General features: G+C 35.4%; 11 protein-coding genes. All 11 read left to right on the forward strand.

From position 1 onward, the window contains the following. Window positions 1–3: 3 nt before the first annotated feature. The 11 genes from ACNQGH_RS01075 (at window position 4) to ACNQGH_RS01125 (ending at window position 11,552) form a co-directional block, all read left to right on the forward strand. Window positions 4–996, forward strand: coding sequence for an arabinan endo-1,5-alpha-L-arabinosidase (locus ACNQGH_RS01075; protein WP_417954130.1), 993 nt, complete (start codon window positions 4–6; stop codon window positions 994–996). A gap of 72 nt (window positions 997–1,068) precedes the next feature. After that, window positions 1,069–3,054, forward strand: coding sequence for an alpha-L-arabinofuranosidase C-terminal domain-containing protein (locus ACNQGH_RS01080; RefSeq protein WP_417954131.1), 1,986 nt, complete (start codon window positions 1,069–1,071; stop codon window positions 3,052–3,054). 168 nt (window positions 3,055–3,222) lie between these two features. After that, a complete protein-coding gene (locus tag ACNQGH_RS01085; protein WP_417954132.1) occupies window positions 3,223–4,914 on the forward strand; it encodes a ribulokinase in 1,692 nt (563 codons plus the stop codon). Continuing rightward, window positions 4,907–5,602: an L-ribulose-5-phosphate 4-epimerase gene (locus tag ACNQGH_RS01090; protein WP_417954133.1), complete on the forward strand. Its 696-nt coding sequence runs from the start codon at window positions 4,907–4,909 to the stop codon at window positions 5,600–5,602. Before ACNQGH_RS01085 ends, ACNQGH_RS01090 begins: the two co-directional genes overlap by 8 nt. 90 nt (window positions 5,603–5,692) lie before the next feature. Then, on the forward strand, window positions 5,693–7,207 hold the full coding sequence (araA, locus tag ACNQGH_RS01095; RefSeq protein ID WP_417954134.1) for an L-arabinose isomerase: 1,515 nt from the start codon (window positions 5,693–5,695) through the stop codon (window positions 7,205–7,207). 19 nt (window positions 7,208–7,226) lie between these two features. Next, window positions 7,227–8,408: an aldose epimerase family protein gene (locus ACNQGH_RS01100; RefSeq protein ID WP_417954135.1), complete on the forward strand. Its 1,182-nt coding sequence runs from the start codon at window positions 7,227–7,229 to the stop codon at window positions 8,406–8,408. 509 nt (window positions 8,409–8,917) lie between these two features. Further along, window positions 8,918–9,328, forward strand: coding sequence for a helix-turn-helix domain-containing protein (locus ACNQGH_RS01105; protein ID WP_417954136.1), 411 nt, complete (start codon window positions 8,918–8,920; stop codon window positions 9,326–9,328). A gap of 197 nt (window positions 9,329–9,525) precedes the next feature. Further along, on the forward strand, window positions 9,526–9,759 hold the full coding sequence (locus tag ACNQGH_RS01110; protein WP_417954137.1) for a DUF4062 domain-containing protein: 234 nt from the start codon (window positions 9,526–9,528) through the stop codon (window positions 9,757–9,759). Between the two features lie 70 nt (window positions 9,760–9,829). Next, entirely contained in the window at window positions 9,830–10,111 is a 282-nt protein-coding gene (locus ACNQGH_RS01115) for a hypothetical protein (protein ID WP_417954138.1), read from the forward strand. Further along, window positions 10,104–10,805: an AlbA family DNA-binding domain-containing protein gene (locus ACNQGH_RS01120; RefSeq protein ID WP_417954139.1), complete on the forward strand. Its 702-nt coding sequence runs from the start codon at window positions 10,104–10,106 to the stop codon at window positions 10,803–10,805. Before ACNQGH_RS01115 ends, ACNQGH_RS01120 begins: the two co-directional genes overlap by 8 nt. A gap of 150 nt (window positions 10,806–10,955) precedes the next feature. Further along, window positions 10,956–11,552: an ATP-binding protein gene (locus ACNQGH_RS01125; RefSeq protein WP_417954140.1), complete on the forward strand. Its 597-nt coding sequence runs from the start codon at window positions 10,956–10,958 to the stop codon at window positions 11,550–11,552. Window positions 11,553–12,779: the final 1,227 nt, after the last annotated feature.

The raw sequence follows: 12,779 nt of genomic DNA on the forward strand, positions 1-12,779 counted from the left end.
GACATGAAATTATATACCAAAATACAACCCCTGTTTTTCTTACTGACACTCATGATGACAGCTCCTTCATGGGCGCAGGACATTAGTGTTCACGATCCCGTAATGATTAAACAAAAAGACACCTATTATTTATACTGCACAGGACAAGGAATTAGCGTGTTTAGTTCCAAAGATTTAAAAAACTGGAATCCGGAACCCGCGATATTCAAAGAAAAGCCGGTTTGGGTGGACTCAGTGGTTCCCGGTTTTAAAAATCACATTTGGGCACCCGACATTTCATTTCACAACAACATCTATTATCTATATTATTCGGTTTCCGCTTTCGCAAAAAACACTTCGGCTATAGCGCTGGCCACTAATAGCACTTTAAATCCAAAAGATCCTGCTTATAAATGGGTCGATCACGGAATTGTAATCCAATCGGTACCCAACCGTGATATGTGGAATGCGATAGACCCGAATTTAACCTTCGACGAAAATAACGTTCCCTGGTTGGCTTTCGGCTCCTTTTGGGATGGCCTGAAAATGGTCAAATTAAAATCTGATTTAAAATCAGTAGCCCAACCTGAAGAATGGTTCACCATAGCAAAACGCAAAAGAACTTTTGAATTAGCCGATAGTGATCCTGGAGATGGCGCTCTTGAAGCTCCATTTATATTCAAAAAGAACGGTTATTATTATCAATTTCTTTCCTGGGATTTGTGCTGCCGTGGTGAAAAAAGCACCTATAAAGTAGTGGTTGGAAGATCAAAAAACACTACCGGTCCCTATTTGGATAAAGAAGGAAAACTATTAACTGAGGGTGGAGGGTCTTTATTGATCCAAGGCAACAAAAACTGGTACGGAGCTGGTCACAACAGCGCTTATACTTTTGACGGAAAAGATTATATTGTTTTTCATGCCTATGAAATCAAGAATAATGGCAGACCAAAATTAGAAATTAAAGAATTAAAATGGGATGCCAATTTATGGCCTGTTGTTCAAGAACTCAATTAAAAATAAAAAATCATTAAAGTTCAAAGTTCAATTTCAATAACTTTAAACTAAAAACCTAAACAAATATAAAAAATGAAACCTAATTTAATTACCAAAATTGCCCTTTGCGGCCTATTACTACACGGTATATATGGCAATGCCCAGAAAACGACTCTGGAAGTTAATGTTGCCAGTACAATTACTAAAATTCAGCCAACCATGTTTGGTCTGTTTTTTGAAGACATCAATTTTGCTGCTGATGGAGGATTGTATGCCGAAATGATTAAAAACCGATCCTTTGAATTTGAAACACCACTTATGGGTTGGAAACAGCCGAATAGTGACAGGCATTCCCTGAATAAACAATCGGGCATTGCAACAACGCTTAAAACATTGGAAAATAAAGCCAACCCTAATTACTGTAGAGTCATTGTAAATGACGACAAAGGATTTTCCCTGATCAACGAAGGATTCAGAGGAATGGGTATTAAAAAAGATGCCCGTTACAATCTTTCATTAAAAGCGGCTAATCATAACGGAGCCTTCAAAAAAATCATTGTCCAATTTATTGATAAAAACCAAAAAGTTTTAGGTGAAACTCGTATTACGCCAACATCTACCGACTGGAAAAATTATACTGCACAATTTACGGCTACAGAAACCGAGGCAAAAGCACAATTGAAAATTACCTTCGAAGGAACAGGAACTATCGACCTGGATATGATTTCCTTATTCCCTGAAGACACTTGGAAAAACAGAAAAAATGGTTTGCGTAAAGACATCGTACAGTTATTATATGACATGAAACCAGGATTTTTACGTTTTCCAGGAGGTTGTATTGTAGAAGGAAGAACTTTAGCAAACCGATACCAATGGAAAAAAACAGTGGGTGATGTAGAGAATAGAGAAACCATGATTAACCGCTGGAATACGGAGTTCAGTCACAAACCAGCTCCTGATTATTTTCAGAGTTTCGGATTAGGATTTTTCGAATATTTTCAACTTTCAGAAGATATTGGTGCAACTCCCCTTCCTATTTTAAGTTGCGGAATGGCGTGCCAGTATAATACTGGTGAATTAGTTCCAATAGAAGAATTAGACCCTTATGTACAAGATGCATTAGACTTAATTGAATTTGCAAACGGTGGGATAGAAACGCGTTGGGGCAAACTTAGATCTGATATGGGACATCCAAAACCTTTCAACCTAAAACATATTGGTGTTGGAAATGAGCAATGGGGACCAGATTACATTGAAAGATATAAAATATTTGAAAAAGCCATTAAATCGAAATATCCAAAAATCATTATTGTTTCCGGAAGTGGTCCATCTCCAGATGGAGAATTTTTTGAATATGGCATGCAGGAGCTTAAAAAACTAAATGCCGAAATCATAGACGAACACTATTATAAAAGTCCACAATGGTTTAGAGAAAATGTAACCCGTTATGACAATTACGACCGAAAAGGTCCTAAAATATTTGCAGGGGAATATGCAGCCCAAAGTATTGGTGGTGCAAATCCAAACAACAGAAACAATTGGGAATGTGCCTTTTCTGAGGCCGCTTTTATGACTGGGTTAGAGAGAAATGCCGAAGTGGTGAACCTTACATCCTATGCTCCATTAATGGCGCATGAAGAAGCTTGGCAATGGACACCAGACATGATTTGGTTCAACAATTTACAAGCCTTTGGGTCTGCCAATTATTATGTTCAACAATTGTTTTCAACTAATAAAGGAACCGATTTAATAACCATTACCAAAGACGGAAAACCGGTAACAGGACAAAACAATCTTTTTGCTTCAGCGGTGAAAGATGTAAATACCAAAGAAGTAATCTTGAAATTAGTAAACACGGCTGCTGCTGCACAAGAAGTAAATATAGACTTAAAAGGAAGCAAATTAGCCTCAAAAGGGACTATTATAACACTGACAAGTCCAAATTTACAAGATGAAAACTCTTTTGCTAATCCTAAAAAAATAAGCCCAACACAACACGATTTAAAATTGAAAGGGGAGAAAGTGCAAACGAGTCTTCCAGCCTATTCTGTAACCGTCTTGAAAATAAGCATGAAATAATCGCAATAGAATAAATGTATGATTGACAATTATTATTTATTTTACTCATATACAGCCATTTTATTGATGTTTTGATAAAAATTACAAAATTAAATTAAATTAAGTGTTTTTTATACACTTATAAAATAAATATATTTATATTTGCATGTATCTCAAAAAGATTTTAGAATGAAAAATTACGTTATAGGATTAGACTATGGAACAGATTCTGTTCGAGCGATATTGATAGACACTGAAAACGGGCAAGAATTGGCATCAAATGTTTGCCATTACAAGCGTTGGAAAAACAAAGAATATTGTAACGCCTCTATAAATCAGTTTCGTCAACACCCTTTAGATCATATCGAAGGATTAGAAACCACGATAAAATATGTTGTTGAAAACAGTAATGTAGATCCTTCCCTTATACGAAGCATCTGCATCGACACAACAGGGTCTTCACCCGTACCAGTTACGGAAGACGGAACACCTTTGGCTTTGACAAAAGGTTTTGAAAACAATCCCAACGCCATGATGGTATTGTGGAAAGATCATACCTCAATAAATGAAGCAAATGAAATCAATGAACTTGCCGCTACCTGGGGTGGAGAAAATTATACAAAATATGTTGGAGGAATTTATTCTTCAGAATGGTTTTGGGCAAAAATTCTACACATAGCTAAACATGATGAAGCAGTGAAAAATGCGGCTTACACTTGGATGGAGCATTGTGATTTAATGACGTATTTATTGATTGACAATAAAGATTTAAAATCATTTAAAAGAAGTAGATGTGCAGCTGGTCATAAAGCGATGTGGCATCAAGACTGGAACGGTTTACCTCCTGAAGAATTTTTAGGAAAACTTCATCCTTATCTTGCGGCACTTCGTGGAAGACTATACGATGAATCCTATACATCAGATCTTGTAGCAGGAAATTTAAGTCAAGAATGGGCCACCCGATTGGGACTTACCACAAATACAGTTATAGCAGTTGGAACATTTGACGCACACTCTGGGGCTGTTGGAGCAAAAATAGAAGAACACACATTGGTTCGCGTTATGGGAACCTCAACCTGCGACATTATTGTTGCTTCGGAAGAGACAATAGGCACTAAATCAGTTCGTGGAATCTGCGGTCAGGTTGACGGGTCAGTAATTCCCGGTTTTATTGGTTTAGAAGCTGGTCAATCCGCTTTTGGAGATTTATTGGCTTGGTATAAAGAATTACTGATGTGGCCAACAGATCATTTATTAGCTGCTTCGAATATTCTAAATGAAACACAAAAAGAACAGTTAAGAGAAGAAATTAGTGAAAATCTAATAGTGAAATTAACGCAAGAGGCAGAGAAAATTCCATTATCCGAAAGTGTTCCAATCGCCTTAGACTGGATTAACGGAAGAAGAACTCCGGATGCCAATCAGGAAATAAAAAGTGCTATTTCTAATCTCTCTTTAGGGACAAAAGCACCTCACTTATTCAAATCGTTAGTTAACGCCATCTGTTTTGGATCTAAAAAAATAGTAGACCGTTTTGAAGAAGAAGGTGTAAAAATAAATAGCGTAATCGGAATTGGTGGTGTAGCCAGAAAATCACCCTATATCATGCAAACCTTAGCTAATGTTTTGAACAAGCCTATTAAAATTGCAGCTTCGGACCAAACACCGGCATTGGGCGCAGCCATTTATGCCGCAGTTGCAGCAGGAATTTATCCAAATGTAATTGAGGCCAGTCAAAAAATGGGAAGTGATTTTGATGGAGAATATTTCCCTCAATTAGACAAAGTTGCGGCCTATAACAAGCTGTTGTTAGCCTACGACCAATTAAGTTCTTTTGCAGATCCATCTCTTAAAAAACTACAACAGGAACACTATGTATAAAGATTTAAAACAGGAATGCTACGAAGCAAATATGCAATTGAATGCATTGAATTTAGTAGTCTATACTTTTGGAAATGTGAGCGCGGTAGATAGAAAAAATGGTGTTTTTGCCATAAAACCAAGCGGCGTTCCCTATGAAGATTTAAAACCGGAAGATATTGTTATAGTTGATTTTGACAACAACATTATCGAAGGCAGTATGCGCCCTTCATCGGATACAAAAACGCATGCTTATTTATATAAAAACTGGCCAAACATTGGCGGCGTAGCACACACGCATGCTACTTATTCCGTTGCTTGGGCACAAGCACAAAGAGACATTCCAATATTTGGAACGACGCATGCCGATCACTTAACATCCGATATTCCTTGTGCGGCTCCAATGAGTGACGCGCTTATCGAGGGGAATTACGAACACAATACAGGAATCCAAATTTTAGATTGCTTCAAAGAAAAAAATCTTTCTTACGAAGAGGTAGAAATGGTTCTTATAGGCAATCACGGTCCTTTTGCCTGGGGAAAAAACGCAGCGAAAGCGGTTTACAATAGTAAAGTTTTAGAAGTAGTAGCCGAAATGGCGCATTTAACGTTACTAATTAACCCAAATGCGCCAAGATTGAAGGACTCATTAATAAAGAAACATTACGAACGCAAGCACGGAAAAGATTCCTATTACGGACAAAAATAAATTTTCAAACGAAATAATAGATTTTTCAATACAATTTCTATTCCATCAAAACTTTAAAACAGTAAAACAAAAAAACATTAAACAAAAAAAATGATTGATATATCTCAAAAAGAAATTTGGTTTGTAGTAGGAAGCCAAGAATTATATGGCGAAGAAACGCTAAGAAAAGTAGCTGAACATTCACAACAGATTGCAAAAGGCATAGATGCTTCATCACATATACCGGTAAAAATCGTATATAAAGACGTAGTAAAATCTCCAGCACAAATCACAAACGTATGTTTAGAAGCGAATTCAAACAAAAACTGTATCGGTATTGTCGCTTGGATGCATACTTTTTCGCCCGCTAAAATGTGGATTGGTGGTTTAAGCATTCTTAAAAAACCGTTGTGTCACTTACATACGCAATTCAACGCTGAAATTCCATGGGCATCTATGGATATGGACTTTATGAACTTAAATCAATCGGCTCACGGAGATAGAGAATTTGGTTTCATCATGTCAAGAATGCGTAAAAAACGCAAAGTGGTTGTAGGACATTGGGAAGACGAACGTGTTCAAAAAAAATTAGGCATCTGGTCCAGAGTAGTTTTAGGTTGGGATGAATTCCAAAACTTAAAAGTTGCCAGAATTGGAGACAATATGCGTGAAGTTGCAGTAACCGAAGGAGATAAAGTCGAAGCCCAAATCCGTTTTGGTTTTTCGGTAAATGGTTTCGACTCTTCGGACGTTACAAAACATATTGACACCGTTTCTGATGCCGACATAAACAAACTGGTTGAAGTATATGAAGCATCTTATACTTTAGCTCCGGCCCTTCAAAAAGGTGGTGCCCAAAGAGACTCATTAATAGAAGCGGCTAAAATAGAAATAGGACTTAGAGCTTTCCTTGAAGAAGGTGGTTTCAAGGCGTTTACGGATACTTTCGAGAATCTTGGTTCGCTAAAACAACTTCCTGGAATTGCGGTACAGCGCCTTATGGCTGACGGATATGGTTTTGGTGGCGAAGGGGACTGGAAAACAGCAGCGATGCTCAGAGCGATGAAAGTAATGAATGTAGGTCTTGAAAGCCAAGGCGGAACTTCATTCATGGAAGACTACACCTACCATTTTACACCTGAAAAATCATATGTTTTAGGTTCTCATATGTTGGAAATCTGTTCTTCTATTGCCGATGCTAAACCTTCTTGTGAAATACACCCATTAGGAATTGGAGGAAAAGAAGACCCTGTTCGTTTAGTATTTAATGTAGCTGGTGGAAATGCAATTAATGCTTCATTAGTTGATATGGGTAACCGTTTCAGACTGATTGTAAACGAAGTAGAGGCGGTAGCCCCAATGGCCGATCTGCCTAAACTTCCTGTTGCTCGTGTATTATGGGATTGTAAACCTAACCTGGATATTGCCGCAACGTCATGGATATTGGCTGGTGGTGCCCACCATACAGTATACAGCCAAGTAATTACAACGGAATATATGGAAGATTTTGCCGATATTGCAGGAATAGAATTGCTTGTAATTGATGAGAAAACTACCATTAGAGACTTTAAGGATAAAATCAATGCCAATGAAGCCTACTACCATCTTTTTCAACATGGATTATAATAACTAAAAATAAGTAATTATGAATGTATTAAAACGTTGTATTTATGGTATTTCCATAATAAGTTTAGCAGGTATGAATGTTCAATGTAAACGCGATAAAAAAGTGGAAGAAACGACTAAAGAGGCAAAGGCTACAGAAATGGTAACGATTGAAAAATCCGCTTACGGAACGACTCCAAAAGGCGAAAAAATCGACCGTTACACGCTTAAAAACCAAGAAGGAATGGAAGTGAATATAATCACGTATGGTGGTATTATTTCTTCTCTAAAAGTTCCTAACAAAGCTGGTGTCTCAGAAGAGGTTGTTATTGGTTTTAATTCTTTAGAACAATACATGAAACCCAATCCGTATTTTGGAGCTCTTATTGGAAGATATGGCAACCGAATTGCAAAAGGTAAATTTACTTTGGACGGAAAAGAATATTCGTTAGCTATCAATAATACGCCAAATGCATTACATGGCGGACCAGAAGGGTTTCACAGAGTCGTTTGGACAGCTGCTGAAGCAAAAGGTGGAGACAGCGCTTCATTGAAGTTGAAATACATAAGCAAAGACATGGAGGAAGGATACCCAGGAAACTTAACCGTTTTTGTAACCTATGCCCTTACTAATGACAATTCATTAGATGTACTTTATGAAGCGACTACGGACAAGAAAACAATCGTGAATCTGACGCAGCATTCTTATTTTAATCTGTCATCTGATTTTTCAAAACCAATTTTAAATGATGAAATCACTATCGATGCTGACAAAATAGTTCCAGTAGATGCCACATTGATTCCAACTGGTAAATTAATGGATGTGACTAATACTCCTTTTGATTTTAGAAAACCTAAAGTTGTTGGAAAAGACATAGAAGCTAAAGATGATCAGTTGAAAAAGGGACTCGGTTATGACCATTGTTGGGTACTAAACAATCAAGGCAAAGGAGAACGTTTTGCAGCTTCTGCTTATGATGCAGGAAGCGGAAGATTGCTTGAAGTATACACCGATCAACCAGGAATACAATTGTATACCGGAAACTTTCTAGATGGAACTTTACCAATGAGAAATGGCGGAACGTATGCACACAGAACTGGTCTGTGTTTAGAAACACAGCATTATCCAGATTCTCCGAATCAAAAAGATTTCCCATCTACGGTTTTAAACCCAGGAGAGCATTACAAAACAAAAACAACGTTTAAATTTTCAGTAAAATAAACGTAATAAAAAACCTCTAACTAGTATAGATTTTTTTCTATCCCATAATTAATAAGTTGAATGGTTTGGTTTATCATATGGAATTAGTTAGTGACCCCGGAAATACTATTTCCGGGGTTTTTTATGCAATTTAAGAAGTCGCATAAAACGAGAATAATTTTTTTTGGCTTTTATTATTAGCCAAAAAGTTATCTCCCATTTTAGCAGACCGGAATATTGAAATTAAAAAACTACCTTAATTAGTTTGAAATTCCGTTTAAAAATGGTCGCAGCGTGGTCTGATATTGCAGCCTTCAATTCTTTCTACTGCGAAAATTCAATTGCATTCATAATTTTGGTTTTTACATGTCAAACATTGTTTTTAATTTGTATTTTTGTTTATTACACTGCAAGTAAAGAAGATAGAAGATAGAGTACCATACCGAACCATTCGTAATTGTATCCAACCAAAATTGACTTGTTTTTTACCAATGTATTTTTTTTGACAAAATTTTAAATATCTTTGAACTATGAGCACAGCAATAAAACCAAAACATATTGGCCGAAATATTGGCCGAATCAGAGAGCTAAAAGGAATGAAACAGGAAGCATTAGCTATTGCTATTGGAGTAAGCCAGCAGTCAGTTTCTAATATCGAAGCAAGCGAGAGTATGGAAGAAGAAAAACTTCTGGAAGTAGCAAACGCACTTGGTGTAAGTGTAGAAGCAATTAAAAACTTTTCTGAAGAAGGTGTTATTAATTATTTTAATACTTTCACTGAAAATGATTTCAGTAATAGTCAAGGAGCTAATTTCGCGCCATACAGTTCTAACAATTGCACATTCAATCCGCTTGATAAAGTTGTAGAACTTTATGAGCGTTTGGTTCAAGCCGAAAAAGATAAAACTGAGTACTTGGAAAAATTATTAAAGACTAAATAAACCTCCTGTAAAAGATATATTTAATTCCAATAAGAGACCTTAGCAAGTCTCTTTTTTGTTTGTAGGATTTCAATATATTTTACGACGAATGAAAATCAAACAACAATACAATGGGTAAAACTATAAGTTAAGAGTTAAAAAAGAAATTAATAACAAAATAAGGCAACTAAAAAAAGATACTTTTATAGAGAAGAACAATGGCGAAAAGTAAAAGAAAACTAAAAATAATGGTAGGTTCTACCGTGTATGGTTTTGAAGACCAACTGTCCCAAATTGTAGCGCAATTGCAACTCTTAGACTATGAGGTGCTCAATTCCCACAATGGCAGTATCAAAGTAAATCCAAAATTATCTAATCTCGACAACTGCATCAAAGCAGTCCAAGAGTGCGATTTGTTTTTAGGCATCATCAGACCTTTTTACGGAAGGTAACATAGGTGACAAAAACATTACTTTCGAGGAAATAAAAAAAGCCATCGAACTAAAGAAACCCTACTGGTTTTTGGTGCATCGCGATGTGGTTTTTGCCAGAGAATTGTTCAAATATTTAGCTCTAAAAAGCGGCGACGAAATAGTAGTTTCAAAAAATAAACTCTTCGACCCTAGAACCATTGAAATTTACGAATATATAATCGAAAATCATATTCCAGTGACCTTAAGAAACGGCAATTGGGGACAACAATTTTACCGTTTAGACGAAATGATGACCTACATCAATACACAATTTACCGATAAAGATTTTGTAGAAAACATTTTAAACCATAAACCAGCTAACAATGGATAATAGTTTTATAATAGACAATTTGCTACAGCAACAGGAAGGCGTTCGTTTAGAATTTAAAGCAATGACTAACAAAGAACATATTGCCAAAACCATTACGGCGTTTATCAACACCCAAGGTGGCGATTTGGTTATTGGCATTGATAATAATAAAAAGGTTGTGGGAATAAAAAATGCCGAAAAAGTAAGAGAGAGTTTCCAAAATCTATTGATTGAATTGATTAAACCCAATGCACCCATATCATCACAAGTAATTCGATACAAAAAGAAAGATGTTATTTTGATTAGTGTTTGGGAAGGAGCCAAAAAACCATATCAATTCAAAGGGAAAATTTTTATCAGAGAAAATGACACAACCAAACTATCAAGTAAGGATGTTTTAACATCATTAATTAAAGAACGCAAAGAAGCCGATTTTCATTGGGAAAGAAAAGCAGTTCTGGGCGCAGACCTCAAGGATTTGGATATAGAAGAAATAAATACAACCATTTCATTATACATAGCTTATAAACCTAACAGTAACTTCGAAGACGTTGAGGATTTCTTAATTCAAATGGGGTTACTGCAAGACGGCAATTTAACCAATGCCTGTATCGTTTTGTTTGCAAAACAACCCAACAGATTTATTCCGCAATCACGAATTAGAGTTACTGTATATCCATCAAATAAATCGGGTGACCATTTTTTAAACGATTGAACTTTTGAAGGAAATATTTTTAAAAATATTACAGCAATTCTTAATTTTATTGATATCACCTTCGGCAAAAGCATTATTGTAGATGGCATTTTAAGAACAGAAAAACACAACTATCCATTACTGGCCCTTCGTGAAGGTTTACTTAATGCAATGGTGCATCGCGATTATAATTCAGTAAATGGATTTCTACAAGTATCCATTTTTGCAGACCGAACAGAAATAGCAAATTACGGAGGTTTACCAGACGGAATAACTATTAGAGATTTGAAAAGGGAACACAATTCAATACTTCGCAATCCAGACATTGCACAAATCTGTTTTATTCGTAAATATATAGAAATGTTGGGAAGTGGTACATTAAGAATGATTAACGATTGTAAAAAAAACAATTTCAAAATCCCAGTTTGGACAGATAAAGAAGATATTACTACAGTTACTTTTCCAGAACTTAGTACGAATACTAAATCTAATGAAGGTGTAAATGAAGGTGTAAATGAAGGTGTAAATGAAGGTGTAAATGAAGGTATAAATAATATAACTTTTAAAAATGAAAGTGAAGGTGTAAATGAAGAACTTAATGTCGTTTATAAACTAATAGATAATACCCCCGGATTAAAAGCACCTGATGTTGCTAGACTATTAGATAAAAGCCTTTCAGCAGCAGAACGATATATAAAGAAACTAAAAGACGCTGATTACATCGAATTTAAAGGAGCACCAAAAACAGGAGGATATTTTAAAAAATAATTTAGACTTTCCATCCAACCAATAGCGAGTAAATAAAATAATTACATTTATTAATCTTTCTGCCATTCAATCCAAAGGTTTTGACGAAGCTATTTTTAAAAACAAAACCAATATTAAATTACTCGAGCAAAATCAAAAGACATTATTTGTCTAAACGTTGGCACCACTCAGATTTTGAAACTCAAATTAGAGAGATCGCTCACAATATCAGGAACAAAAATCAAACCCAAACCAATAAACAAGATGGCATTTATCAACAACAGCAGATTAATTTACTAGGGCAATTAAAAATGTAAAAAAACACCACACAAAGTAGTTTGCAGAAAATTAATGGAACAGAAAAATAAATTAACCGTCTAAAAAAAATCTGAAATGTTTCTTGTTAAACGAAAAAAAAAAAAACATCCCTATACCCCGCAAAAAATCGGTTTCCCATTTCTTCACATTCGACGTAAAGCATAGTATGCTAACCAATGTACTTTTAGCAAAATTTTTATTTATCAAAACCTTTATATATCCGTCCCACCAATTGCATCAAATCCACTAAAAATCTGCACCTAATAACAAACATTTCAAAACTTAGCCACCCTTTTGAACACCCTAAAAAGCAAAAACCTCTGAAAATCAATAGATTTCAGAGGTTTTAAGTACCCTTTACGGTTGAATTGTCGAACCATTTTATCGAAGATTTAAAAAAACTTTTTTACGCTTATAAAGAGTTGACCAAAGGAAAGTCGTTTCAGAATGCACAACAGTCCATTCGTAGAATTTAACTGCCTTTAAGTTATTTTACTTCACGCTTACCGCCAACTGTAATATTCCAAGAGGGCATAATTCAGCTATATAACTCTCTTAAAACTCTCTACTGGTTCCTTCAAAATTTACATTCTGATTTACTTTTGTTGTGACACTTTTGAATGAATTTTGCCTTGAGCAAAATGAGCTTCATCACTAAAAGCATCTCACTTTACCCCAGAATAGGGTGCCTTTTTAAATTTTCTATATTTAAGAAAGAATGCAATTCCACCAAAAACAATTACTTGAGGAAGATTTTCAATAAGTTTTAGACTGAAAAGTTCAGGTGTAACAGAATATGAAGACAAATAAATAATATCAAAAATAACTGTCACAACGTTAATTATTAACCAAACAGATAAAAATACTGCAATTAATATTTTACCTGTACTTTTAGTTTTTTTTGAAAAAATAGGAAAAAAATAATTGGTC

The sequence above is a fragment of the Flavobacterium kochi genome (assembly GCF_048286715.1).
Taxonomy (GTDB): Bacteria; Bacteroidota; Bacteroidia; order Flavobacteriales; family Flavobacteriaceae; genus Flavobacterium.